At 57.8% G+C, this 23,356-nt stretch carries 24 protein-coding genes, 1 pseudogene and 1 riboswitch; of the genes and pseudogenes, 10 read left to right on the top strand and 15 right to left on the bottom strand.

What is annotated here, in order from left to right:
* Window positions 1-208: 208 nt before the first annotated feature.
* Complete coding sequence (locus ACR0FB_RS20205; RefSeq protein WP_210093889.1) at window positions 209-1,246, top strand: YeiH family protein; 1,038 nt, start codon at window positions 209-211, stop codon at window positions 1,244-1,246.
* Between the two features lie 90 nt (window positions 1,247-1,336).
* On the top strand, window positions 1,337-1,708 hold the full coding sequence (locus ACR0FB_RS20210; RefSeq protein WP_209835535.1) for a cupin domain-containing protein: 372 nt from the start codon (window positions 1,337-1,339) through the stop codon (window positions 1,706-1,708).
* A gap of 62 nt (window positions 1,709-1,770) precedes the next feature.
* Here ACR0FB_RS20210 and ACR0FB_RS20215 read toward each other — a convergent pair whose 3' ends face one another.
* The 10 genes and pseudogenes from ACR0FB_RS20215 to ACR0FB_RS20260 form a co-directional block, all read right to left on the bottom strand.
* Window positions 1,771-2,847, bottom strand: coding sequence for a 2Fe-2S iron-sulfur cluster-binding protein (locus tag ACR0FB_RS20215; protein ID WP_480621741.1), 1,077 nt, complete (start codon window positions 2,845-2,847; stop codon window positions 1,771-1,773).
* Window positions 2,844-3,086 carry a hypothetical protein gene (locus ACR0FB_RS20220; RefSeq protein ID WP_480621742.1) on the bottom strand — a complete coding sequence of 81 codons (243 nt, stop codon included), beginning with the start codon at window positions 3,084-3,086 and terminating at the stop codon, window positions 2,844-2,846. Before ACR0FB_RS20220 ends, ACR0FB_RS20215 begins: the two co-directional genes overlap by 4 nt.
* Window positions 3,028-3,501: pseudogene (locus ACR0FB_RS20225) on the bottom strand (aromatic ring-hydroxylating oxygenase subunit alpha). The gene ACR0FB_RS20220 and the pseudogene ACR0FB_RS20225 overlap by 59 nt, the downstream one beginning before the upstream one ends.
* 477 nt (window positions 3,502-3,978) lie before the next feature.
* Window positions 3,979-4,410 carry a DUF2141 domain-containing protein gene (locus tag ACR0FB_RS20230; RefSeq protein ID WP_171638546.1) on the bottom strand — a complete coding sequence of 144 codons (432 nt, stop codon included), beginning with the start codon at window positions 4,408-4,410 and terminating at the stop codon, window positions 3,979-3,981.
* A 185-nt stretch (window positions 4,411-4,595) separates the two neighbouring features.
* A complete protein-coding gene (locus tag ACR0FB_RS20235; protein ID WP_171638544.1) occupies window positions 4,596-5,528 on the bottom strand; it encodes a hypothetical protein in 933 nt (310 codons plus the stop codon).
* 7 nt (window positions 5,529-5,535) lie between these two features.
* Window positions 5,536-6,849 (bottom strand): TRAP transporter large permease, encoded by a 1,314-nt coding sequence (locus ACR0FB_RS20240; RefSeq protein ID WP_152460436.1) that lies wholly within the window; start codon window positions 6,847-6,849, stop codon window positions 5,536-5,538.
* Window positions 6,850-6,853: 4 nt separating this feature from the next.
* Complete coding sequence (locus ACR0FB_RS20245; RefSeq protein WP_171638543.1) at window positions 6,854-7,387, bottom strand: TRAP transporter small permease; 534 nt, start codon at window positions 7,385-7,387, stop codon at window positions 6,854-6,856.
* Between the two features lie 69 nt (window positions 7,388-7,456).
* Complete coding sequence (locus tag ACR0FB_RS20250; RefSeq protein ID WP_171638541.1) at window positions 7,457-8,434, bottom strand: TRAP transporter substrate-binding protein; 978 nt, start codon at window positions 8,432-8,434, stop codon at window positions 7,457-7,459.
* 52 nt (window positions 8,435-8,486) lie between these two features.
* The gene (locus ACR0FB_RS20255; protein ID WP_480621740.1) at window positions 8,487-9,737 is read right to left on the bottom strand and encodes an NAD(P)/FAD-dependent oxidoreductase; all 1,251 of its coding nucleotides are present in this window, start codon (window positions 9,735-9,737) and stop codon (window positions 8,487-8,489) included.
* Window positions 9,734-10,867, bottom strand: a complete 1,134-nt coding sequence (locus ACR0FB_RS20260) for an enolase C-terminal domain-like protein (protein ID WP_480621739.1) — start codon at window positions 10,865-10,867, stop codon at window positions 9,734-9,736. Before ACR0FB_RS20260 ends, ACR0FB_RS20255 begins: the two co-directional genes overlap by 4 nt.
* A gap of 98 nt (window positions 10,868-10,965) precedes the next feature.
* On the opposite strand from ACR0FB_RS20260, the gene ACR0FB_RS20265 reads away from it, so the two are divergent.
* The gene (locus tag ACR0FB_RS20265; protein WP_171638519.1) at window positions 10,966-11,886 is read left to right on the top strand and encodes a LysR family transcriptional regulator; all 921 of its coding nucleotides are present in this window, start codon (window positions 10,966-10,968) and stop codon (window positions 11,884-11,886) included.
* On the opposite strand, the gene ACR0FB_RS20270 is transcribed toward ACR0FB_RS20265, so the two are convergent.
* Window positions 11,847-13,541: a thiamine pyrophosphate-binding protein gene (locus ACR0FB_RS20270; protein ID WP_209835540.1), complete on the bottom strand. Its 1,695-nt coding sequence runs from the start codon at window positions 13,539-13,541 to the stop codon at window positions 11,847-11,849. The two genes, ACR0FB_RS20265 and ACR0FB_RS20270, sit on opposite strands and share 40 nt — an antisense overlap.
* Before the next feature lie 112 nt (window positions 13,542-13,653).
* On the opposite strand from ACR0FB_RS20270, the gene ACR0FB_RS20275 reads away from it, so the two are divergent.
* Both ACR0FB_RS20275 and ACR0FB_RS20280 read left to right on the top strand, forming a co-directional pair.
* The gene (locus tag ACR0FB_RS20275; RefSeq protein WP_210093895.1) at window positions 13,654-14,358 is read left to right on the top strand and encodes a GntR family transcriptional regulator; all 705 of its coding nucleotides are present in this window, start codon (window positions 13,654-13,656) and stop codon (window positions 14,356-14,358) included.
* The gene (locus tag ACR0FB_RS20280) at window positions 14,355-15,071 is read left to right on the top strand and encodes an aspartate/glutamate racemase family protein (protein WP_171725158.1); all 717 of its coding nucleotides are present in this window, start codon (window positions 14,355-14,357) and stop codon (window positions 15,069-15,071) included. The genes ACR0FB_RS20275 and ACR0FB_RS20280 overlap by 4 nt, the downstream gene beginning before the upstream one ends.
* A gap of 46 nt (window positions 15,072-15,117) precedes the next feature.
* On the opposite strand, the gene ACR0FB_RS20285 is transcribed toward ACR0FB_RS20280, so the two are convergent.
* The 4 genes from ACR0FB_RS20285 to ACR0FB_RS20300 all read right to left on the bottom strand — a co-directional run bounded on the left by ACR0FB_RS20285 (window position 15,118) and on the right by ACR0FB_RS20300 (window position 18,730).
* Complete coding sequence (locus ACR0FB_RS20285) at window positions 15,118-15,756, bottom strand: nucleoside/nucleotide kinase family protein (protein ID WP_371807786.1); 639 nt, start codon at window positions 15,754-15,756, stop codon at window positions 15,118-15,120.
* Window positions 15,753-16,529, bottom strand: coding sequence for an ATP-binding cassette domain-containing protein (locus ACR0FB_RS20290; RefSeq protein WP_171638512.1), 777 nt, complete (start codon window positions 16,527-16,529; stop codon window positions 15,753-15,755). Before ACR0FB_RS20290 ends, ACR0FB_RS20285 begins: the two co-directional genes overlap by 4 nt.
* Window positions 16,529-17,602 carry an ABC transporter permease gene (locus ACR0FB_RS20295; RefSeq protein WP_480492626.1) on the bottom strand — a complete coding sequence of 358 codons (1,074 nt, stop codon included), beginning with the start codon at window positions 17,600-17,602 and terminating at the stop codon, window positions 16,529-16,531. The genes ACR0FB_RS20290 and ACR0FB_RS20295 overlap by 1 nt, the downstream gene beginning before the upstream one ends.
* Window positions 17,603-17,710: 108 nt before the next feature.
* Window positions 17,711-18,730 carry a sugar ABC transporter substrate-binding protein gene (locus ACR0FB_RS20300; protein WP_171230734.1) on the bottom strand — a complete coding sequence of 340 codons (1,020 nt, stop codon included), beginning with the start codon at window positions 18,728-18,730 and terminating at the stop codon, window positions 17,711-17,713.
* A gap of 252 nt (window positions 18,731-18,982) precedes the next feature.
* Between ACR0FB_RS20300 and ACR0FB_RS20305 the strand changes: the two genes are divergently transcribed.
* The 5 genes from ACR0FB_RS20305 (at window position 18,983) to cbiQ (ending at window position 23,315) form a co-directional block, all read left to right on the top strand.
* Window positions 18,983-20,107, top strand: coding sequence for an ROK family transcriptional regulator (locus ACR0FB_RS20305; protein WP_171638562.1), 1,125 nt, complete (start codon window positions 18,983-18,985; stop codon window positions 20,105-20,107).
* A gap of 121 nt (window positions 20,108-20,228) precedes the next feature.
* Window positions 20,229-20,428: riboswitch (cobalamin riboswitch) on the top strand.
* A 132-nt stretch (window positions 20,429-20,560) separates the two neighbouring features.
* A complete protein-coding gene (locus tag ACR0FB_RS20310) occupies window positions 20,561-21,346 on the top strand; it encodes a DUF4198 domain-containing protein (RefSeq protein ID WP_480621738.1) in 786 nt (261 codons plus the stop codon).
* Window positions 21,347-21,352: 6 nt separating this feature from the next.
* Window positions 21,353-21,964: a cobalt transporter CbiM gene (gene cbiM / locus ACR0FB_RS20315; protein ID WP_209835545.1), complete on the top strand. Its 612-nt coding sequence runs from the start codon at window positions 21,353-21,355 to the stop codon at window positions 21,962-21,964.
* The gene (locus tag ACR0FB_RS20320) at window positions 21,961-22,536 is read left to right on the top strand and encodes a cobalt ABC transporter permease (protein ID WP_480621737.1); all 576 of its coding nucleotides are present in this window, start codon (window positions 21,961-21,963) and stop codon (window positions 22,534-22,536) included. The genes cbiM and ACR0FB_RS20320 overlap by 4 nt, the downstream gene beginning before the upstream one ends.
* Window positions 22,536-23,315 carry a cobalt ECF transporter T component CbiQ gene (cbiQ, locus tag ACR0FB_RS20325; RefSeq protein ID WP_480621736.1) on the top strand — a complete coding sequence of 260 codons (780 nt, stop codon included), beginning with the start codon at window positions 22,536-22,538 and terminating at the stop codon, window positions 23,313-23,315. The genes ACR0FB_RS20320 and cbiQ overlap by 1 nt, the downstream gene beginning before the upstream one ends.
* Window positions 23,316-23,356 lie beyond the last annotated feature (41 nt).

Genomic DNA, 23,356 nt, shown 5'->3' on the forward strand with positions numbered 1-23,356 from the left:
TGATCGAGGCCCTGATCAACCAGGAGCTCGGCGAGCCTTTCCGCCGCGACGCGATGAAAAAACCCGTCGCCGTCGCCGGAATCTCCGCCGATGACATGAAAGCTCAGGCCGAACTGTAATCTGATCCTGCCCCCACCCGGGCCGAATACGGTTCGGGTGGGGGCAGGCTTTGCCCAAAAGGCAGCTCAAATATTGCAAAGGAAGTAAGATGCAGGCGTTGAGTGCATCCAACTCGCCGTGGCTTCGGGCACGGTCTTTCGTTCGTTTGAACGGGCACGGTTTCCTTGTTTCCGTGGTTGTCGCCGTCGCAGCGAAGTTCTTGTCCGAACATTATGGTGCCCCGGCGATGCTGATGGCCTTGTTGCTGGGCATCGCGTTCCATTTCCTGGCCGAAGACGATGCCGGCGACTGCAAGGCCGGAATCGAATTTACCGCACGAACGGTTCTTCGTTTTGGCGTTGCGCTGCTTGGGGCGCGTATTTCCGTTGAATTGATGATGAGCCTTGGCGCTGATCTGATTGCCGTTGTGATTGCCGGTGTGATCCTCACGATCCTGTTCGGCCTTCTTGGCGCGCGTCTTCTGGGCCGTGGTTGGCGCTTTGGGGTGCTGACGGGGGGATCGGTGGCGATCTGCGGCGCATCGGCCGCGATGGCCTTGTCGGCCATTCTGCCCAAAAACGAGCATTCGGAGCGGAACTTGGTTTTCACGGTACTGTCGGTAACTGTTCTGTCGACAATCGCGATGATCGCCTACCCGATCCTCACCGAGGCTTTCGAGTTCAACGACGAGGTTTCAGGGGTCTTCCTGGGCGGAACGATACATGATGTCGCGCAGGTTGTCGGGGCCGGGTTCTCGGTTTCGGACCAAACCGGTGAGGTCGCGACTTTGGTCAAACTGATCCGTGTTGCCATGCTGGCCCCGGTGGTGCTGGTTATCTCGTTTCTTGTCCGGCGCCACGCGGAGTTCAGCGAGGAAGACGGCAAGCGCCCGCCCATTTTGCCGATGTTTGTCGTTGGCTTTCTGATCTTTGCCGTCCTGAATTCAATAGGTCTGATCCCGGATGTGGTCTCGTCGGCCATGGCCGATCTCAGCCGTTGGGCGCTGCTGGTGTCGATTGCCGCAGTGGGCATGAAAACGTCGCTCAAGCGGATTTTGGATGTTGGCGGGCAGGCCATCGTCCTGATTGTGGCCGAGACGATCTTCATCGCTGCTCTGGTTCTGGTGGGCGTCTACCTGTTTCACTAGAGGATGGCGAAATTCCACGTCCAGCACGTGACCGACCATTGGCCGGTCACGTCATCTCGCACTACATGACCAGCAGGAGGGTATGACCTCATGACGACACAGGTACTCAATCTATTCGATGAGCCGGAAACGCGCAGCGAAAGGCGTTTGGCCGATCTTCCCGATCGCGTTGTCGAGGGTGATCCGCATCACAAGATTGGAATGCACTTCACCAGCCCGGATGGGCAATTGTCTGCCGGAACCTGGACGTCTACGCCGGGCAAATGGCACGCGTTCACGGACAAGGACGAATATTGCTATATCGTCAAAGGCCATTGCGCCCTGATCCACGAAGACGGGACCCGTCAGGATTTTCGCACCGGGGCCAGCTTTTTGATCCCCAACGGCTTTCGCGGCTATTGGGAAGTCGTGGAAGAAACGACCAAGCACTTCGTGATCAGAGATTGCGCGCCGGACGCATGATCTGATCCGTGAATGACCTGAGGCGGCGTGAACCGTCATGCCTCAGGCGCGTCATTGGCTTTTCAGCGACGGGTCTGGTCAAAGCTGATCGTCAGTTTTTCCGCCGTGGGTATTGACTGGCAGGTCATGATTTCTGCGGCTTTGATGTCTTTGTCTTCCAGCGCCATGCGCGCCCGCAAATGAACTGTGCCGTTGGTCAGTTTGGCCCGGCACGCGCCGCAAACTCCGGATTGGCAGGAATAGGGTGGCTTGAGCCCCGCTGACTGCGTTGCGTGAAGAATGGTCTGTCCCTTGGAAACCGAAATGAGGTGTCGGATGCCTTCCAGCGTCAGTTCAGCGGATGCGTCCACCCCGTCAATACCCGTGTCCAGATCCGGCGCAGCACCATAGCTTTCCATGTGGAGACGGTTCGGGGGAACATCAATGGACATCAAGGCCGATTTGACGGCCTGGTTCATATCGCCCGGACCACAGATATAGTAACGCGCGTCCTGGGTGTAAGGTGGATACTCGGCGATCAACGCTTCGATGGCGGCCTTGTCGATTGTACCTTGCCGCCAGTACTCGGCGCTGGACCACCAGCCGGGTTTCGAAAAGACATGGTTGATTGTAAAACGTTCGGGATGCGCTTTCTGAAGCACGCTCAGTTCGTGCTGCAACAGGATGCTCTTGGCGTTTGTGTTGCCATACACCAAATGCGCGACTGAATGGGGCTCGGCTGTCAAAACCGAGTTCAGCATTGCAAAGAGCGGAGTAATGCCAGAGCCCGCGCCAAAAAAGTAATGGGTGCGCCGCGCCGTTTCGTCGAGGTCCAGGCAGAAACTGCCAAATGGCGGCATGACATCAATGGTTTGCCCTTCCTGAACAGTGTCGTTGATGAAGTTGCTGACACGGCCACCCTTGATCCGTTTGACGGTGATGCGAAGCGGATCCCCGGAGTAAGGCGAACTGGAGATCGAATAGCTTCGACGGTGCTCTTCGCCATCAATATTGAAACGAACGGACACGTGTTGGCCCGGCCTCCAGGCGAATATGTCCATCAGGCGGTCAGGGACCTCGAACATGACGGTCTTTGCCACGCCACCCAACTCGACTCTGGTCCCGCAAACGCGCAATGGGAAAAAATCACGCGGGTTCATTTTCCTTCCCCCAACCATTGCAGAACAACTTTCTGGTGCGCGATGATGGGGCTTTCACCGTTTGCCGCCGGACCTGCTTCAAAATACCGAGAATGCAGGGATTTCTGCTGTTGCTCGCACGCGTAGATGTCTTCGCCGGTAAAGTCATCGGCAACCATCGGGTCATCTTCGCCCATCGCGTCATTGGCTTCGTATTTTCCGCCTATTCCAAACTTGGACCAGAAAGACGACGACTTCATCGACTGTTTGGTGAATTCCCTTTTTGGAGCTGTTGGACACCCGCCCACGGTTGTGAACTCGCGTCCGTTCCGGGCCAAGGGGTTCGACCGGGCCGAACCATTCTGCGATGGAAAGCGCGTCGGGGTCAGGATGGACGAAAATCATCGATTCCCAGATATCGACCTTGGCGGGTTTCAGGCCAAGGCAGGACTTGTCGACCTTGCCATATTTCTCGTGTTCATCCGGCACCAAAATCAGATTGCCTTCAAGATCGTAGGTCCAATCGTGATAAGGACAGGTCAACGCTTTTTGCGTTTTGCCAACCGCGCTGATCAATTAGGTTTCGCGGTGGCGGCAGATGTTATGGAAGGCGCGCAGGCGACGGTCGCGCCCCATGATCACGAATATGTTGTTGGTTCCGGCCTGCACGGCCATGAGCTGGCCGGGTTCGCTGACATCTTCCAAAACCCGGCATAGAGTCAGGTATTGGAGAAGATTTCGCGCATTTTTTGGTCGAACCAATCCTGGCTCGTGTAAGCTTCGACCGGCAAAAGGTGTAGCATGGGTTTCATTTGAGCCTCTTGTGAAAGAGTTTTCAAAACGTCCGAGGGTGAAAGTCGATAGCGGTCATCGACAGGCTAAGTGCGATCCAGGCAAGTTGGACCAGCCAAAACAGGATGGGATCCTCATCCCGGGATACGTTGGTTAAAAGCAAAGAGTGCCCGGAATGAAAGCTCGGGATTGTCCAGAACATGAAAAGAATCCCCCACAACGTCTGACAGCCAAGCGCCGTCGCGACCATGAGCGCAGCGAAAGCGATGCACCATCCAGGCCAGATTTCGCAACACATCTGATCAGAGCCTGCATGATCTGCTCATGACGTTCTTCACGATTTGTGGGGCGCCGATCATGTTATTTCCAGTATTTCAGCTTCAGGTTTGCGGTTACGCCGGTGCCGACGGTGACAGCGGCATTCGCGAATTCCGGCGGCAGACCGTTCTGCCCCATACCGCCAAAGCCGTACCCTTCGGTTGGGACATCTTTTTCGGTATCCAGGTTGCTGTTGCTGTTCTCGTCGTGAATCCCGGCAATCGCATAGGTGCCAGGCGGGAGATTGTGAAAGGTGACCGAAGCCAAGCCTTTGACAGCAGGAACGGAAGCCAAGGCCGCCGCGTTCGTCATGTCCATGGCCTTAAAAGACTTTGCGTCATCGAACACGGCAATGATCAAATCACCCTCTGCATTGCGCACGCCCTGCACCGTTGCAGTGAGAGTTTGTGCGGATGCCCCGAGGGTTGAAGCTAATGTCATCACAGATGCGACGACCAGTTTGCTTATCGGCATGATGTATCCTTTACTGTCGATATTGACAGTAAATAGGAAGGATGCAATTAGCTGTCAACTGTGACAAGCATTCACCCGATTTTCCTGAGGGTGTTTTTTTGCATTGAACCAAGCACGAGGTATCGGCCCAACGCGGACAAGGATCGGAGAAAAGGAAAAAAATATCCTAAGGCGGCTTTCCAAAGCTACTCGGGCAAGACTTGCCTCATGTAGAGATGACGCATGACCATTGGCGTCAGGTACATCGGGATTTGATACGCCCCGATGAAGACCATGATGGGTGCGGTGACCTCGGGCGGCAAAGCAACGAAGAAAATCGCGATGTTTCTGTTTCCCGCGATCAGAGAGACAGCGGTTGCTCTGGCTGCCGGCAGACGTCCACGGGTCATGCGGAACGAAAGGAATTGTGCTCCGAAATTGGCCAGACAGGCGAGCGCGATCCAGAAAGCGGCGACGGCCGGGCTTTTCAGCGCAGTGGTGCTGACGGAAGGCATCAGGCCGATGACAAAAACGGCCAAGGTGATTGTGCCCAACCCTTCCAGATTCACCAATGTGGAGCGTGATGGTGAACGCAACCAGACGCGCCGGACAACAATGGCGGCGCCGGTTGTGCAGAGTATCGTCAACAGCAGTTGCAACCCGGCCAGCAGAACAGAGTGAATGCCGCCCAGTTCTGGCATGAGCAGGAACACCGGAAACGCTGTCAATGGCAGCAGGGCGGTCCCAACCACCATCATTCGCATCGCGTGTTCAGGTGGGTAGCCCATCATCAAACACATGTTGGGACTGCCGGAAATCGAGGGCGCAGCCGCCATGATGAGCAGGGACAGAAGCACCGGCGTTCCGGTCCATCCCCCGACAAATCCAATAGCCAGAATGATCAGCGGCATCACGAATTGAAACCCGATGACGGTGAACGCGACCTTGTGCAGATCGCTCAACGATCCAAGAATGGTTTCGGGGTCCATTCTCAGGACGGTGACGAACAGCAACAACACGACCAGGGGCGGCAGCAGGCCTCGCATGGGCTCGGCCAAACCCGGCAATAAAAGACCCGCCGCCAATCCGGCGACCAGAACACGGGGCCCGTGACGGGCCGCCAGATGGAGCAGGTTCAAGGCCGTTTTACCCGCCCGGGCTCTGACGCAAATTCTCGGGCAGCCAGGTGGCGAGGTCGGGGAACCAGATGAGGATGAAGACCATCAGCACCATGATCAGGAACATCGGTATCGCTGCGCGTGCGATATAGCTCATCTCATGGTTGGTCATGCCCTGCATCACGAACAGGTTGAACCCGATCGGAGGTGTGATCTGCGCCATTTCAACAACGACCACGATGAAGATGCCGAACCAGATCAGGTCAATGCCAGCATCGCGGATCATTGGTTCCACCACGGCCATGGTCAACACGACGGAAGAAATCCCGTCAAGAAAACAGCCCAGAATGATGTAGAACACCAGCAGGACCATCAGCAGTTCGAAACGGGTCAGTTCCCAACCTGCAATCAGATCGGCCAGCCCGCGCGGCAGGCCGGTGAAGCCCATGGACAGTGACAGGAAAGCAGCGCCAGCAAGGATCAGGGCAATCATCGCGCTGGTTCGCGTGGCCCCCATCAGGCTTTCAGTGAATGTCTTCCAGTTCAACGACCCCTGGCCTGCCGCAAGCAACAGGCCGCCGATCACCCCGAAAGCCGCAGCTTCGGTCGCAGTGGCATAGCCCAGATACATTGAGCCGATGACGACCGTGATCAGAAGGATCACAGGCAACAAAAAGCGGGAATTTCTGACTTTCTCGGAGAAGCTCAGCTTGCCCTCGACATCCGGGGTCCAATCTTTGCCCAACTTGGAATAGATCGCAACATAACCCATGAACATCGCTGCCAGCACCAAACCGGGAAGGATGCCGGCAAAGAACAGCTTGGTGATCGATTCATTGATCGTCACCCCATAGACGATCAGGGTTAGGGACGGCGGGATCATCAGCCCCAGAGTGGCCGCGCCGGTCAGAGTACCGATGATCATCCGTTCGGGGTAATTGCGCTTGCGCAGTTCGGGGATCGACATCTTGCCGACGGTGGTCAGCGTTGCCGCCGACGAACCTGAGACTGCCGCGAAGACGGTACAACCCACGATATTGGTATGCACCAAACCGCCGGGCAGGGGTGCCATCCAAGGGGACAGCCCTTTGAACATGTCTTCGGATAATCGCGTGCGGTACAGGATTTCGCCCATCCAGATGAACATGGGCAAGGCGGTCAGGGTCCACGACGACGACGCCGACCAGATGGTTGTGATCATCACGTCGCCCACGGGGCGTGTCGTGAACAGCTCCATCCCGACCCAGGCGACCCCCATCAGGGCCAGGCCAACCCAGACACCGGTACCGAGCAACGTGAACAGAACAAAAAGGAAAAGGATGATGACAGACAGGTTTTCCATGCGTCTATTCTCCGTGGCTCTGGTCGGCCAGATCGCGGACAATGCGATGGTCACCTTTGAACAGGACGTGGATCAGGTGATCCGTCAGCGCGATGGCCAGGATGACGGCTCCGATCAGCATCGCGGATTGCGGAATCCACAGCGCGGTTCTGTCCTGACCCTGGCTGATGTCGTTGAACTTCCAGCTCCAATAGACGAAGCGATAGGCATACCAGCAGAAATACCACATGACGGCTGTGCCGATGGTGAAACACCAGATTTCAAGGACACGCCGCACGCTGTCCGGCACCGCGTTCAGAAGGATCGAAACCCGAATGTGGCTGCCCCGATTCAACGCATTGGCAAAGGCCAGAAAAGATGCCGCCGCCATTGCATAGCCGGCATAGTCGGGCGCTCCGGGAAATACCTCACCGGTCCAGCGGGCCAGCATCTGCACGACGATCAGCAAAAGAATGGCAATCAGGCTGACCGCCGCCATTACCCCCGCTGCCAGATAGATGAAATCCAGAACGGACCGAAGCCCCCGCAATACCGCCATGGCGTCCCCGCTTTGTTATGATTGGATGGAAAACAGGCGACGCAATGCAACGCCGCCTGCCTCGAATGGTTACTGAGAGGCGTTGAACGCGTCGACGATGGCTTTGCCTTCGTCGCCGGCGGCCTCCAGCCATTCATTGGTCATGGTCACACCAATCTCTTTCAGCTCATTCGTCATCTGCTCGGATGCCGGACCGACGGTCATGCCACCATCACGCAGACCTTGCAGAGTAAAGCCGGTGTATTCCTTGGCGCGCCAGTTGCCCGCGTATTCCGCCAGCTCTGCGCAGGCCTTGATGACGTTCTTGTTGGCGTCGGACACGCCCGACCAGACATCCGAATTCACCATCACGTAGTTGCGCGGCAACCAGGCATCGACTTCGTAGAAATAGTTCAGGCTTTCCCAGACCTTGCGGTCGTACCCGGTCGATCCCGAAGACACCATCGACTCGGCGACACCCGTCGCAAAAGCCTGACTGATTTCTGCCGCTTCGATCGTTACCGGCAACATGCCCGTCAACTCGGCCAGTCGCGAAGTCGCGTTGTTGTACGAACGGAACTTGATGCCCTTCATATCGGCGACCGAGTTCACCTCATTCTTGAAATACAGTCCCTGCGGCGGCCACGGTACAGCATAAAGCAGCGTCAGGTTCTGCTCGGCCAGCAGTTTTTCGATAGAGGGCTTGGCGGCCTCCCAAAGCTTGGCGCTGTCGTCGAACGAGGTCGCAAGGAACGGGATCGAGTCGAAACCGAACAACGCGTTCTCATTCTGGTGGCCGGACAGAAGGCGTTCTCCGATCGGGGCTTGCCCGGTCTGGATTGCGCGTTTGATATCGGCACCTTTGAACAGCGAGCCGGATGGATGCGTAACGATTTCGATCTCACCGCCGGTTCCGGTCGTTACACATTTGGCGAATTCCGCACCGGTGGCCGAATGGAAGTTCGACGCCGAATAGGCCATCGGCATGTCCCATTTTTCGGCCATGGCCGGTGCTGCCGCGGCAGCAGTCAAAGCGGTTGCCGCCAGAAGGTTTGTCAGTGTTTTCATCGTTTTCTCCCTATCGAGTTTTGAAATACCGGTGTTTTTCATCGGTCTGTTCTTATGTTGCAAAGCGCGACGGCGCATAGACGCTTACGTCGGTGTTCGGGGTTCTGCCCGCGATCATCTGCGCCAGAAGCCGCCCGGTCTTTGGCCCACCTGTCAGGCCGATATGATGATGCCCAAAGCCCATATAGGCCCCTTTGATTCCGGGCACGTCGCCTATGATCGGGATCGAGTCAGCCGGGGCCGGCCTGTGCCCCATCCATTCCACTTCCTCCTTCCATGTTATGCCCGGAAACGCGGCCCGGGCATTCTTTCGCATCAATTCAAACGGTGCGCGCGAGGGCGGTGCGTCCAGCCCACCGAACTCCACGATACCCGCCAAGCGTATGCGCCCATCCATGGGCGTGGCAACAAACTTGCCCGAAGCCACCATGACCGGGCTGCGGGGCATGGCAGAAGGTGACACCAATTCAAGATGATAACCGCGCTCGCTTTCAAGAGGAACAGAAACCCCCAGTCGCTTTGCCAGCGGCCCCGACCAGACGCCAGCCGTTACAATGGCGGTGTCGCAAACGATGGTCTCACCATCCGCGCGCACACCGGTAACGCGGCCGTTGTCGCGGGTGACGTCCTCGACATTGGCGCGGATGATCCGGCCTCCGCCGGCCTCGACATGGGCGGCCAGGTCTTTCACGTACCGCCCCGGATCGATGATATGACCGTGGTTTGACAGCTTGGCAGCGAAACCGATATCCGGGCTGAACACGGGGTCATAGTCGTGAAACGCCTTGCCCTCCAGTTCTTCCCAATCAAAGCCGTTCTTCCGCCTTATTCCCCAGCCCAACGCATCTTGTTCAAAATGGGCCCGGTTCTCGTAGAGAAACAGATAGTCGCTGGGCACGATCCACTTTTCAGCACGCGTGCCTGCCGCCAATGCCTTGTGGTCATTCAGGCTGTCGCCGACGATCGGCGTCAGCGCCGCCGCGATCCGTTCAACGTCTGCCACGTTCGCGTGGCTTAGATATTGCCGGAGCCATGGGAGCAACTTTGGCAGATACCCCCATTTCATAAACAGCGGCTGCGACGAACTCAGCAACATTTTGGGCGCTTTGCTAAGCAGTCCGGGAACCGTCACAGGTATGATGGAACAGGACGCCAGCACACCGCCATTGCCATGAGACGTGCCTTCACCCGGTCCGGCCTTGTCGAACAGGATCACGTCGTGCCCGTCCCGTTGCAGCCAGACCGCGGCCGACACGCCGACGATACCGGCGCCGATGATGGCTATGGTTTTCTTGTCACTCATTCTGAAACCGCCCTGGCCACTGCGTAATGGTTTAGTTTGGCCATCTCGGGCCTGCCGCCAAGCCCGGGGGTTGCGGGCACGCAGACCTGTCCGTTCTGGATCCGGAAGGGTTCTTCCAGAATGTCTTCTTTCAGGAAATAGGACGCCTGATAGAATTCGCAGCCCAATTTGATCTCGGGCGTTGCGGCAATCATGTGGGTGCCGGCAAGATGGGCCAAGCCGGCCTCGAACATGTCCCCGCCATATGCCGTCAGACCATGCGCGGCCGCAATGCGGGCGACCGTTTGCCCGCGGGTCAGGCCGCCAGACTTCATTATTTTCACCGAAACACCATCGCAAATACGTTCACGCGCGGCGCGTTCCATATCTTCGGGGCCAAAGACGCTCTCATCAGCGAGAAGGGGAATTTCGGTCATTTGGCGCAGCTTTGCCATCATGTCGAAATGGTGGGCGCGAACCGGCTGTTCGATGAAATCAGGATTGAACTGGGCCACGTCCCGCACCCGCGCCGGGGCGTCCTCGATGTTCAGCCCCTGATTGAAATCCACGCGGACCGAGAATTCAGGACAGTTCTGCGCCAGATATTCCAATCGCATGATGTCAAAGGCGTGATCCTTGAACCCGGTCTTGAGTTTGACAATCCGCACGCCATCCTCTCGCAACCGCGCCAACAGGTCTATGTCCTGGGAAAAGTCCGGGTTGGCGATGGAACAGCTGAGCGGAATGGCGCTGCGGCAGCGACCGCCCAGCAAAGACCAGACAGGGATGTCGCTGATACGGCCGGCCAGATCCAGCAGCGCGGTTTCCAGCGCGGCCTTGGCCTCGGTGCAATGCGCCACGGCACAGGCCGCGCGCGCCATGATGGCTGACCGGTCGCCCACGCTGGCGCCAAGAACAAGAGGGCGTATATATCGATCCAGTGCCGCGAATGTCGCTTCCGGGGTTCCGGTGAACACCGACCAGGGTGACGCTTCGCCAAATCCCTGTGTGCCATCCTCGGATGTCAGTCGCAGTATGACGACTTCGCAGGCGCCTTCGACGGAACCTATACCGTGATCCCGGCGGGACGTGACCGGAAGCTTCAGGTGCCAAAGGTCGTAACCGATGATGTTTTGTGACAGATCGTTCATTCCGCCCCCTGTGGTTGAGCGAAAGCCTGCCTTGACGGGCATATCATTTCAAATACTATATCTTCGACAGTTCATCAGAAAAAATGATGCGGTAATCCATGTCCCTGCGCTTTCGCCAGCTTCAAGCGTTTCACGCCATCATGGAAACCGGAACCGTAACCGGTGCGGCGTCGGTACTAGGGATATCCCAGCCTGGTATCAGCAATCTGTTGGCTCAGTTGGAACGCGAAGCGCGACTGCCTCTGTTCGAGCGCAACAAGGGCCGTTTGCTGCCCACCCCCGAAGCCGAGCTGCTGTTCCGCGAAGTCGACACGGTCGTGCGCGGGCTGGATCACGTGGCGCAGGCCGTGACAGACTTGCAGAACAAACATCCCGGTCAATTGCAGGTTGCGGCACCGCATCTTCTGTCATTTGGTTTCATGCCGCGCGAGATCGCTCGTTTTGCCAAAAGCCGCCCCAACCTGTCCGTCAGTTTCCAGTCGCAGTATTCATCCAAGATTCAGGAATGGGTGATTTCAGGCCTGTTTGAAATCGGCATCGTCGAGATGCCGATCCTGCACGACACTCTGAATTATCAGGTGTTTCAGTTCGAAACGCTTGCGACTTTTCCAGAAAACAGCCCCTTGGCGGATTATGACGTTCTGACACCGGAAATACTGGAAAACGAGCCCTTCATCGTGATGGGTCCGGAACACCAAACCCACCGTCGAACCCGTGACATCTTTCAGGCATCCGGGCGCACGTGGCGGACACAGATTCACACGCACCTGTCTGAGAACCTGCTGAGTTTTGTGAAACAGGGCATGGGGGTTGCGATGATCGATCCCTTTACCGTGACGTTCGATGGTGAGAGCGGGTACCAGACCCGCCCGTTCAGGCCATCCGTCATGCTGGATCTTGCAATCATCACCGCAAAGGGGCGCCCCCTGTCCACGATTGCGCAGGAATTTCTGGCCCAGCTGACCCCGTCGATTGCCTCTTACGCAACCCATTCCGACACAGGTGCAGCGGCCTTGTGAAGCTGTTGCGAATGGATGTCGACCAATGTGGGGCCGTCATGTTCGACGGCCTGTTTCAGCACCTTTGGCAAGTCCTCAGGGTCTTTGACCGTCCATGATTTCACTCCGAAAGCGGCTGCGACGGCGGCGTGGTCGGTCCGGTTGAAATCGACGTTGTAATAGCGTTGATCAAAACCAGCGTCCTGACCCGCCTTGATCCATCCGAAGACCGAGTTCGAGAAAACGATCGAGGTGATCGGCATTTTGTGCCGGACCATCGTTTCAAATTCACCGCAGGTGAACCCAAACGAACCATCGCCCATGACGGCCAGGGTCTTGACCGAGGGCCGCCCGACATGTGCACCCATGGCCGCCCCCAGAGAATAGCCCAGTGCTCCATGTGCGCGATTTGTGATGAAATGCCGCCCGGGCTGCCGCCAACGGTAATGCGCGCTGAAATAGGGGCAGGGGGTGCCGGGATCAGCGACCACAATCGCATCGTCGTCCAGAATGTCCATCAGGGACGCCATGACAGCCTCGGGCCGTATTGGCGTTTCCCGACTTGCAGCCAAGGGGGCAAATGCCGCCGCCTTGGCCGCCCATGCGGCGCGGGCCTTGGTTGCTCCGTCTTGTCCGTTCAGGTCTTGCCGGTCCTCCAGCGCTCGGGCCAATGCCTCAAGCGCGAGGCGGGCGTCAGCGCAGATCGCCACTTCGGTCTGATAGTTTGCGCCGATCACCATGGGGTCGCTGTCGATGTGAATGATCGTGGCGTTGCGCCCGGGGCTTCTCCACCGTTCGGTCGTGACCGAACCGGCGCGGCACCCGATGAACAGGACGACATCAGCCTGATCCACCACGGCGCGTGTCGCGGGGATGCCGCCGTTCGATCCGACGACACCCAGGGCCAGAGGATCGGTTTCGGCGATGGACCCTTGGCCTGAAACGGTTGTGGCGACGGGCATGTCCAACAGACCGGCGACGCGGCGCAACGCATCGGTCGCGCCGGACAGAACCGGGCCGCCGCCACAGACCGCGACGGCGGATGTGGCCCGGGCAAGAATGGCTGCGGCCGCTTCGATGGCATCCGGATCTGGGGCAGCCCGTTCGGCGGGATAGCTGCGATGCCGGTCGTCGGCCCAGATTTCCGCTTCGTCCACCTGTGCCTTCTGCGTATCAAACGGCAGTGCCAGATGGGTCGCGCCGGGTGTTCCCGTTGTCATCGCCCGGAACGCCGCACGAACCATGGCCGGAAGCCGGGCGGCATCATCCAGAGACGCGTTCCACTTCGTCAGCGGGCGGAACAACGCCGGCTGATCCAGTTCTGTCAGTGGGTATTTCCCGCGGCTGGTCGTCGCCACATCAGAGGTGATCGCCAGGATTGGAACCGAACTTTCATTGGCCTCGACCACACCCGGCAGAATGTAGGTCGCGCCACCGCCGGAAGGGCCTTCGCAAACGCCGGGCCTGCCTGTCACGCGTGCATAGCCATCCGCCATGTAGGCGGCGTGCCGTTCGTCGCGGGTCAGAATGTGCTGAATGCCGTGATCCATTCGGGCGAGCGCGTCATAGAACGGCAAGGTGGTATCGCCGCACAGGCCGAACATATGCGTCACGCCATGCGCCTCGAGCATACGCACCATCGCCTCGGCTCCGGTCAGGTAATTCGTCCCTGTCATGGTTCGCGATTCCTTCGAGTGATAATTGTACACATAACTGTATACAGGCTTGCATATTGATTTCAAGAATTGAGTGTGGCACCTGTGAATCAACGGAAGAAGGGCATTGTTTATGGCGGGTCCACGCGTCGATGATATCTATGATCAGGTCAAAGCGATGGCGGTCTCCTTCCGCCTGCGCCCCGGTGACCGCCTGAACGAGGTCGCTCTGTCCAGGGATCTGGGCGTCAGTCGCACGCCGTTGCGAGAAGCGTTGAACCGTCTGGTTGCCGAACGGCTGTTCGATTTCCGCCCGGGGCAAGGGTTCTTTTGCCGTCCCTTGGATGCGCAAAGCGTGTTCGACCTTTTCGAGCTGCGCCAGATCATCGAATCCGCGGCGGCCCGATCCGCCTGTACCAAGGCGACGGATGAAGGCCTGCAAAGGCTGCGTGATGAACTTTACGAAACGGGCATCGACATCACTGGCCTGACGATCGAAGAAGCAGTGGCCCGGGACGAAGCGTTCCATCTGGGGATCGCAAGGCTGTCAGGGAACATGGAGTTGTTGCAAACTCTGACGCGGATCAACGAGCGTATCCGCTATATCCGCTGGATTTCCATGAGCATGGACCGGGTGCAGAAGTCCAAGGACGAACATAAACACGTGATGCAGGCCCTGCTGGATCGGGACGCGGACGAGGCGGCCCGGGTTCTGGCGGCTCATATCACAAAACGAATGGATCAGGTTCAGGACGCAGTGCGTCACGGAATTACCAACATCTACATGGAAGGGGCCGAAGACATCTCGACCCGCATTATCGAGGAGGAACAGGGATGATCGTGCAGGGCGGCAAGTCCATTTACGGCGCATCCGTGGGAATCCTCATGCTGGACGCGCAATTCCCAAGAATTCCCGGTGACATGGGCAATGCGCAGACATGGCCGTTTCCGGTGCTGTACCGCATCGTCCGGGATGCCTCGCCTGATCGGGTAGTTCGGCATCGGGCCGAAGGTATGCTCGAGGTCTTCATCGACGCCGCGCAAGAGTTGGTCAAAGACGGCGCGGACGGAATAACAACCAATTGCGGGTTCCTGTCCCTGTTCCAGAAGGAACTGGCGGAGGCCGTTCCGGTTCCTGTCGTCACGTCGTCCTTGATGCAGGTCGAAATGGTGAATCGTATCCTTCCCAAGGGAAAGCGCGCGGGCATTCTGACCATTTCGGCCTCCACCTTGACCAATGACCATCTTCAGGCTGCCAATGTCCCCTTGGACACGCCAATCGGCACTACCGAGGGTGGGCAGGAGTTCACCCGCGCAATTCTTGGCAATGAATCGCATCTGAATGTTGAGAAGGCACGGGAGGACAATGTTGAGGCCGCAATCGCGTTAGCCTCGGACAATCCCGAACTTGGGGCAATAGTTCTGGAGTGCACGAATATGTGCCCCTATGCGCCGGATATTCGGCAGGCGACCGGGCTGCCGGTGTTTTCGATCGTGTCCTTCGTGACTTGGTTCCAAGCCGGTCTTGTTCCGCCGGTGTACCGGAACTGACCTCTGGCCTTTCATCAAGACGGATTGTGTTGGCCGCAGGCAAAACTCAAGCCAGTGTCAGGTCACCGGGTATCGAATTTCGGGTCACGCGCTGTGCATTCGGCAGATCGTTCGACTGCGCACGGTCCTTGGCGGCATTGGCGTCCAGTCCATGGCCGATCCATCTGTTGGTCAGGCGGGTTTCGAGTGTTTTTAAATCGGTGTCCAGAAATACCTTGAATGCCCACAGTTGGTGAAGGTCCGACCAACCCGGCTCGTTCAAGAGAAGGTAATTGCCCTCAACCAGAACAACGCGCTGATCCACCGTGATCATGGACCGCGCGGCAATGGCCAGATCCAGTTCCCGGTCAAACTCGGGTATTGCGACTTCTTCTTCCGCGCGCAATCGATCAAGCAACGCATGAAAGCCGGCAAGATCAAAGGTTTCAGGAGACCCTTTGCGGCTCAGCAGGCCGCGATCCTTCAAGATCACGTTGTCATAGTGGAAGCCGTCCATGAAAACCAGTCCGGTTGCGACGCCGCGCAGATTGAGCTCTTTGGTTGCAAGGCCCGCCGCAGTCGTTTTTCCCGAACCCGGCGGCCCGGCAATCGCGACAAGATGCCGGTCTTGCAGCGGCGGCAAGGCCTGGACGGCATCCGCGATTTTGGTTGCAAGCGCCTCGGGGGTGGCAAGTTTACCCGTCACGCGGCTTGGTCCTCGGCGGGTGGTTCCTTGGCACCGGTCATGAACGCCACTGCGTCGGACATCGTGTAATCCTTGGGATCAACGACGCAGAGGCGTTTGCCCAGCCGATGTACGTGAATTCGATCGGCGACCTCGAAAACATGTGGCATATTGTGGCTGATCAGGATGATCGGAATGCCGCGAGACTTCACGTCCAGGATCAGTTCAAGGACCCGACGGCTTTCTTTCACGCCCAGCGCAGCTGTCGGTTCGTCAAGGATGATGACTTTTGATCCGAATGCCGCAGCGCGAGCCACCGCAACACCCTGACGCTGACCCCCGGACAGTGTTTCAACGGCTTGATTGATATTCTGGATCGTCATCAGGCCCAGTTCGCTCAGTTTGTCGCGGGCGAATTTCTCCATCGCCGGGCGGTCGAGCATTCGAAACCACGAGCCCAGCGGCCCCTTGCGGCGGATTTCGCGACCCATGAACATGTTGTCCGTAATTGACAGGGCAGGGGACATGGCAAGCGTTTGGTAGACGGTTTCAATACCAGCTTCGCGCGCGTCGATCGGGGAATGAAAATTTACTTTCCGACCTTCCAGCCAGACTTCGCCTTCATCCGGCATCACCGCGCCGGACACCGCCTTGATCAGTGTAGACTTGCCTGCCCCGTTGTCACCGATCACGGCCAGAATCTCGCCCGGCATCAAATCGAAATCGCACTGATCCAGCGCCGTCACCTTGCCGTAGCGCTTCACAAGGTTCCGTCCTTTGAGAATAGGTTCCATCAGGCTGCCACCTTTCTGATCCACTGGTCGACCGCGACCGCCGCGATGATAAGGATGCCGATCAACAGAAACGTCCATTGCGCGTCAGCGCCCAGCAACCGAAGCCCAAGCGTAAAGACGCCCACGATCAGGGCACCGAACAGCGACCCCAGAATAGACCCGCGGCCACCGAACAGGGATATGCCCCCGATCACAACCGCCGTTATGCTTTCTATATTGGCCAACTGGCCTGATGTCGGAGACACCGATCCGATCCGGCCGATCAAAGCCCAGCCCGCAAAGGCACAGATCAGCCCGGACAACATGTAAACGGACATAAGCGTTCGGTGCACATTGACACCTGACAACTCGGCAGCTTCCGGGTCATCTCCGACCGCGTAAACATGCCTGCCCCACGCGGTATGGCGCAGGGCGTAGGAAAGCCCGAGGATCAGCGCCAGCATGAAGATCACGCCGACGGTGAATACCGCCCCGCCCACGTTGAACTTGGCCCCGAAAAGTTGCAGAATCGCGGCGTTTTCTTCGATCTCCTGTGACCGGATGGTTTCGTTCTGAGAATAGAGGAAGTTCGCCGCAAGAACGATTTGCCACATGCCAAGCGTCACGATGAACGGCGGCAGTTTGATGCGGCTGACCAGATATCCGTTCACCGCGCCGATTGCGGTTCCAACGAAAAGGCCGCAAACGATTGCGACCGTTGGTGGCAGCCCATATCGGAAGGTGAACTGTCCCATGACAACCGACGACATCACCATGATTGCTCCGACGCTCAGATCGATACCAGCGGTCAGGATGACGAGGCTTTGCGCCGCCGCCACGATCCCGACGATCTGAACCTGTTGCAGGATCAGGGTCAGCGCGAATGGCGAGAAGAACTTGGAGCCCAGCAAAGCCCCGAAAATGACGATGGCAGCCACTAGAACGATCAGCGGCACCAGAGAGGGGTTCACATGCAAAAAATGCTGAACCGTTCCGACAAACCCGCGGTGGTGATCGTCAAATTCAGCAATCTGTTCCGGGCTGCCTTTTGCAGCGGCTTCGAAGTCGTCTGATCGTCGTGAAGTATCGGACATAAAGGTTCCCCCAAAGCGTCAGGTTTCTGACGACTTTAGCAAGTTTTCGGGCGAATGGGTGGTTGGAAAAGCGGAAGGCCACCCTCTGCGGCCCCCCGGGTGGTCAGGTTAACCCCAGCAGAGGTCCATGCCTTCTTTGACCGAGATCGACTCGACGCCTTCGGCAGGCTTGTCCGTTACAAGCGCTACGCCGGTGTCAAAGAAATCCTTGCCAGGCGTGTTTTCAGGCTTCACGCCTTCGTCCGCCCATTTCTTGACGGCCTCAACACCCAGCGATGCCATCAACAGCGGGTATTGCTGCGACGTCGCGCCGATAACACCATCGGCAACGTTTTGGACACCCGGGCAGCCTCCGTCCACGGAAACGATGAGCACGTCATTTTCGCGCCCGATGGCTTTCAGCGCCTCGTAGGCACCTGCCGCGGCAGGTTCGTTGATGGTGTGAACAACGTTGATCGTGGGATCCTTGGCCAGAAGGTTTTCCATCGCGCGGCGACCACCTTCTTCGTTGCCGGCAGTGACATCACTTCCGACCAGTCGTGGGTCATCTTCATCACCGATTACGTTCGGGTCCGCCAGATCGACACCAAAGCCTTGCAGGAAACCCTGATTGCGCAGCACATCCACTGTCGGCTGACTGACGGCAAGATCCAGTGTCGCGATCTTGGCGTCGTTGGCCGCGTCGCCCAGCGTTGCTTTGGCCCATTGTCCAATCAGCAGCCCGGCAAGGAAATTGTCCGTGGCAAACGTTGCGTCAGCCGAGTCAATGGGTTCCAGCGGCGTATCCAGAGCGATAACCAGAACACCTGCATCCCGCGCCTGCTTCACGGCCGGAACGATGGATGATGTGTCCGAGGCCGTCAGCAGAATGCCCTTGGCGCCGTCCAGAATGCAGGTCTCAATGGCTTGCACCTGCGTTTCATGGTCACCGTCAACTTTGCCTGCAAAGGCTTTGAGCGTCATTCCCAGCTCTTCCGCCTTCGCTGTCGCACCTTCCTTCATTTTGACAAAGAACGGGTTGGTGTCTGTCTTGGTGATCAGACAAACGGTTTCGCCTTCCGCCATTGCACTGCCAGCCATGGCAGTAACCCCGAGCGCAGCAGCACCCGCAAGTCTTGCAAGTTTCATCGATTATCCTCCCAGTTTTTCCTGTGCCGTAAAGGGCACGAGGGCGATCAGGCAAAAACCCTGATCTCATAAGAAACAATCACAAGATTCGAAATTTGAGTCAATAAATAAATCACTCTTATTTATTATTGACAGGGCGGGCGGGCTTTCTCATTCTTCAGCAGGAAAGGGGTGGTCGTGCCGGAAAATTCATCTCGGAAAAATTCGATTGGCCTGCACGGGTCAGAGGTGCGCGGAACCAATCAAAGCGGGATGCGGGCCCGGAACGAACGGCTGGTGTTGTCGCTTGTCCGGCGTCATCAGGCTCTTGCTAAGTCCGAGATTGCGCGCATGACCGGACTGTCGGCGCAAACCGTTTCCGTCATCATGCGGCTGCTTGAGAAGGACGGTTTGCTTTTGCGCGGTGAGCCGGTCCGCGGGAAAGTCGGGCAACCTTCCGTTCCCATGCGCCTCAACCCGGATGGTGCGTTTTTCTTTGGGCTCAAGGTCGGGCGCCGCAGTACCGAGCTGGTATTGACTGACTTTGTCGGAAATGTGCGGCAACGCGAGCGGCGAACCTATGACTATCCAACGCCAAAAGCCACTTTGGAGTTTTCTATACAGAGTCTGGGGAAAATGATGTCATCCATGTCGCCCGAGGCCAAAGGCAGGATTGCGGGTCTTGGAATTGCCATGCCGTTCTACCTGTGGGACTGGGCCCAGACCCTTCAGGTTCCTCAGGAAGAAATGGACCCGTGGCGCGTATCAGACCTGAAGGCTGACCTGGCTCGTCGCCTCGATATGCCGGTTTTTCTGCAAAATGACGCCACTGCGGCTTGTGGGGCGGAATTGGTATTCGGTCCGGCCGATGGACCAAGGGATTTCCTGTACTTCTATATCGGGTTTTTTATTGGCGGCGGTGTGGTTCTCAATGGTGCGATCTTTTCCGGGCGTGGAAACTCGGGCGCAATCGGCCCCCTGCCTGTACCGGATGGTGCGGGTGGTGTCAGACCGCTTATCGACGTGGCCAGCCTGTATGTTCTCGAGCGTGCAATCACCACAGCAGGGGTAACGTCGCATTCCATTTGGGAAACGACCCAGCGTTGGGATGTGCCAAAAATTCAACTGGAAAACTGGTTGAAACGGACGGCAAGCGGGATTGCTTATGCGATTGTCTCATCCTGTAGCCTGATAGATTTCGAATGCGTGAAGATTGACGGCTGGATGCCGCAGGACATCAAGGCGCGTTTGGTTGAAATGGTCGAAGACAAACTGTCCGAGCTGAACCTGACCGGTCTCGAGCACCCCGTGGTGCTGGCAGGGACCGTGGGCCCGGATGCACGCTCACTGGGCGCGGCAAGCCTGCCATTGTCGGAAAGGTATCTTTCAGAAGCTTAGATGTGAAATCACCCTGTTGCCTTGGATATTTCACAAACCGGTTCACTCTCGCAAACTGCCGAGCTCATAATTTTCGATGGCCGTAACACATTTTCGTTGACGGAAGGCTGAGTTGTCTGGCAAGCCGCTCGGCATGTCCGGTTCCGGGGCTTGCTCTGGAATCAATAGGGAATGCGGTGCGGGCTCAGGCCCAACTCCGCAACTGCACCCGCAACTGTAAGCGGCGAGCAGGGCTGAAACGCCACTGGGGTTTGCCCCGGGAAGGCCAGTCCAACGCTTTGACCCGCAAGTCAGGATACCTGCCGGACATGTGTCCTCATAAGGGGCACTCCTAATCGGCGACGGGATGTGCGTCGTACCAGGATGCCTGAAAGGGTGATTTGGCGTTGAATGTCCCGTAGTCAAAACGAATTTCGCGCCGGGATTGGCGCGACGGGACAAGGACGACTGTTCATGAAAACGCTGCTCAGCGCAGCCGTTGCCGCGGTGGCTCTTCCCGCCATCGCAGATGCGCATTTTCTTTTGGAATACACTACCGATACCATGATCCAGAAACCGGGCGATGTGCCGGTCAAGCTGATTTTCTGGCATCCGTTCGAGAACGGCCACGTCATGGATCTTGAAAAGCCGCAGGAATTCTATGTGATCCACAACGGTGAAAAGACCGATTTGCTGGACACGTTGGAAGCTATCCGGTTCACCGGCGGGGAAAACGAGGGCGTGGCGTTCAAAGGCAGTGTCCCGGTCAAACGGTCGGGCGACTATGTGCTGGTGACGGTTCCTCAGCCTTATTACGAGGAATCCGAAGACATCTATATCCAACAGCTCACCAAAGCCTTCCTGAACCGCAACGAATTGCCGACCGACTGGATGAATCCCGTAGGTTTGCCGACCGAGATTATCCCGCTGAACAAGCCGACCAACATCATCGCGGGTTCGACTTTCACGGGCCGTGTGCTGGCTGATGGTCAGCCGGTTGCGGGGGTCGAAATCGAGATCGAGTACATGGCCGCCGAGCCCGACATGGAAAGTTCGGCCGCTTCTGCACCGAAAGTCTCTCCGATGCCGGGTGGTGCGGTGGTCGCCATATCTGACGACAACGGGTATTTCTCGTTCGGCGTTCCAAATGCCGGTTACTGGGGTTTCGCAGCACTTGGTTCCGGTCCGGCAACCGAACATGAGGGCAAAGAACTCAGCCAGGATGCGGTCATCTGGATTCGCTCCTGGGATCTGGAGTAACCCAAGATGCACATCGTCGACGGAGCCCTTTCCAACCCGGTTGTAATTGGCGGCGCCATAGCCGCCGCGGGCGGGATCGCCATGGGTCTCAGGTCTCTGGATCTTGATCGCATCCCCACTGCGGGCGTTCTGTCAGCCAGTTTCTTCGTGGCTTCGTTGATCCACGTACCCATTGGTCCGTCGTCGGTCCATCTGATCCTCAACGGCATGGCCGGGCTGCTGCTTGGTTGGGCCGCATTCCCGGCTTTGTTCGTCGGGCTTTTGCTACAGGCGGTCTTTTTCGGCTTTGGCGGGTTGACGGTGTTGGGGATCAACACCGTCAACATCGCATTTCCAGCTGTGGTGGCCGGAATGTTGTTCGGTCGTCTGATCGCGCGTGGAACGCCTTTGCAAGGTGCGATTTGGGGGGGCGTCGGCGGCGCATTTGCCATTGCGGCGACAACCGGCATGGTCGCGTTTTCCCTGGCGCTGTCGGGGGATGAATTTCTGCCTGCCGCCAGGCTTGTTTTCTTCGCCCATATTCCTGTCATGGCCATTGAGGCGATTTTGACCGGGTTCGCCGTGTTGTTGGCACGCAAGGTCAAGCCCGAGCTGTTTATAAGGGAAGCAGCCACATGAAGCATCTGGTTGTCATATTGGCCGTGAGCTGCGCACCTGTGCCTGCCCTGGCGCACAAGGTCATAGCCGGCGTTTTCGAGTCGGAAGACGTCATCGAGGGCGAAATCGGCTTTTCCAACGGCGACATGGCAAGCGGCACCGAGGTCATTGTTACCGGCCCGGATGGGGCCGAGCTGGGTCGATCGGTCACGGATGCGGACGGTTTCTTTGTCTACACGCCGACCTCGGCCGTGGCGCACACTTTCTTTGCCGACCTTGGCGCCGGGCATGTGGCCGAAGTCACGATGCCTGCCGAAGATGTCGCGCGGATCATGGGCGTTGCTGTGGCAGAAAACGGTGACTCATCTTCGGCTGCTGTGACGCAGGCCAGCGGTTCGGCGGCGTCTCTCAGCGCCGAAGAACAGCAGGTTATCGCCAAGGCCATACGTGACGAATTGCGCCCGCTCAGGCGCGAGATTGCGGCCTATCGCGAACAGAACGACCTGCAAACCATCCTTGGCGGGATTGGGTACATCGTTGGTCTGTTTGGTCTGGGTTTTTACATGGCGGCCCGCCGCAAGCTGGCGTCCTGATGGCACACGTTCTGGGGCACAAGGAAAAAACACTGTCCGAAGCCGGTGACGGGCCAGAAGGTCTGATCAGCCTGCTGGATCCCCGGATGCGGATCGTCATGGCAGTTGTTTTTGCAGTCGTGACCGTGGCGGTGTCATCCCTCGGCGCGCTTTGCGCGGCGCTGACAGTGTCGCTTTCGCTTCTGATAGTTTCACGTCTGCCGCGGCGAAAGACGTTGAAGCGAATGGCCATGATGGATGGGTTCATCCTGTTCATGCTGGTCCTGTTGCCCTTTTCCATGCCCGGGGATCCGATGTTCACGCTTTGGGGATTCCCTGCAAGCTGGCAGGGTTTTTGGAAAGCGGTCGAGATTGCCTTGACCGCCAATGCCGTGATCCTGTCCCTGATGGTTTTGGTCGGGACGATGGAGCCGGTCACACTGGGCCACGCCCTGCATCGTCTGCGGTGCCCGGAAAAGCTGGTTTACCTGCTGATGTTCACGATCCGTTATATCGAGGTCTTGCGCGAAGAATACCTGCGGCTGCGGGCCGCCATGAAGGTACGTGGTTTTCGGCCAGCAACAAACTGGCACACATATCGCAGCTTTGGCTACCTTGTGGGTATGATGCTTGTGCGCGCGATCGAAAGATCGGAACGCATCCTGGCCGCGATGAAGTGCCGCGGGTTTTCCGGGCGTATGCCGTTGCTTCAGGAATTTGCCCTGACCCGCGCGGACATTGTGTTTGCGACTGGTTTCAGCGGTCTCTGCCTGGGTCTGATCATTCTGGAACTCGCATGACACTGATCGCGCTTGAAGACATCTGTTTTTCCTACCCCGGC

This window comes from Ruegeria sp. P10 (genome assembly GCF_056534925.1).

What these genes read in the sequence shown, in the direction of transcription:
- ACR0FB_RS20245 (WP_171638543.1), bottom strand. Translation starts at nt 7,387, where the DNA reads ATGGCGGTATTGCGGGGGCTTCGGTCCGTTCTGGATTTCATCTATCTG.
- ACR0FB_RS20275 (WP_210093895.1), top strand. Translation starts at nt 13,654, where the DNA reads ATGGCGGGTCCACGCGTCGATGATATCTATGATCAGGTCAAAGCGATG.
- ACR0FB_RS20215 (WP_480621741.1), bottom strand. Translation starts at nt 2,847, where the DNA reads ATGAACCCGCGTGATTTTTTCCCATTGCGCGTTTGCGGGACCAGAGTC.
- ACR0FB_RS20270 (WP_209835540.1), bottom strand. Translation starts at nt 13,541, where the DNA reads ATGACAGGGACGAATTACCTGACCGGAGCCGAGGCGATGGTGCGTATG.
- ACR0FB_RS20210 (WP_209835535.1), top strand. Translation starts at nt 1,337, where the DNA reads ATGACGACACAGGTACTCAATCTATTCGATGAGCCGGAAACGCGCAGC.
- ACR0FB_RS20220 (WP_480621742.1), bottom strand. Translation starts at nt 3,086, where the DNA reads ATGAAGTCGTCGTCTTTCTGGTCCAAGTTTGGAATAGGCGGAAAATAC.
- ACR0FB_RS20305 (WP_171638562.1), top strand. Translation starts at nt 18,983, where the DNA reads ATGCGGGCCCGGAACGAACGGCTGGTGTTGTCGCTTGTCCGGCGTCAT.
- ACR0FB_RS20255 (WP_480621740.1), bottom strand. Translation starts at nt 9,737, where the DNA reads ATGAGTGACAAGAAAACCATAGCCATCATCGGCGCCGGTATCGTCGGC.
- ACR0FB_RS20260 (WP_480621739.1), bottom strand. Translation starts at nt 10,867, where the DNA reads ATGAACGATCTGTCACAAAACATCATCGGTTACGACCTTTGGCACCTG.
- cbiQ (WP_480621736.1), top strand. Translation starts at nt 22,536, where the DNA reads ATGGCACACGTTCTGGGGCACAAGGAAAAAACACTGTCCGAAGCCGGT.
- ACR0FB_RS20310 (WP_480621738.1), top strand. Translation starts at nt 20,561, where the DNA reads ATGAAAACGCTGCTCAGCGCAGCCGTTGCCGCGGTGGCTCTTCCCGCC.
- ACR0FB_RS20290 (WP_171638512.1), bottom strand. Translation starts at nt 16,529, where the DNA reads ATGGAACCTATTCTCAAAGGACGGAACCTTGTGAAGCGCTACGGCAAG.
- ACR0FB_RS20295 (WP_480492626.1), bottom strand. Translation starts at nt 17,602, where the DNA reads ATGTCCGATACTTCACGACGATCAGACGACTTCGAAGCCGCTGCAAAA.
- ACR0FB_RS20265 (WP_171638519.1), top strand. Translation starts at nt 10,966, where the DNA reads ATGTCCCTGCGCTTTCGCCAGCTTCAAGCGTTTCACGCCATCATGGAA.
- ACR0FB_RS20250 (WP_171638541.1), bottom strand. Translation starts at nt 8,434, where the DNA reads ATGAAAACACTGACAAACCTTCTGGCGGCAACCGCTTTGACTGCTGCC.
- cbiM (WP_209835545.1), top strand. Translation starts at nt 21,353, where the DNA reads ATGCACATCGTCGACGGAGCCCTTTCCAACCCGGTTGTAATTGGCGGC.
- ACR0FB_RS20300 (WP_171230734.1), bottom strand. Translation starts at nt 18,730, where the DNA reads ATGAAACTTGCAAGACTTGCGGGTGCTGCTGCGCTCGGGGTTACTGCC.
- ACR0FB_RS20280 (WP_171725158.1), top strand. Translation starts at nt 14,355, where the DNA reads ATGATCGTGCAGGGCGGCAAGTCCATTTACGGCGCATCCGTGGGAATC.
- ACR0FB_RS20320 (WP_480621737.1), top strand. Translation starts at nt 21,961, where the DNA reads ATGAAGCATCTGGTTGTCATATTGGCCGTGAGCTGCGCACCTGTGCCT.
- ACR0FB_RS20240 (WP_152460436.1), bottom strand. Translation starts at nt 6,849, where the DNA reads ATGGAAAACCTGTCTGTCATCATCCTTTTCCTTTTTGTTCTGTTCACG.
- ACR0FB_RS20230 (WP_171638546.1), bottom strand. Translation starts at nt 4,410, where the DNA reads ATGCCGATAAGCAAACTGGTCGTCGCATCTGTGATGACATTAGCTTCA.
- ACR0FB_RS20205 (WP_210093889.1), top strand. Translation starts at nt 209, where the DNA reads ATGCAGGCGTTGAGTGCATCCAACTCGCCGTGGCTTCGGGCACGGTCT.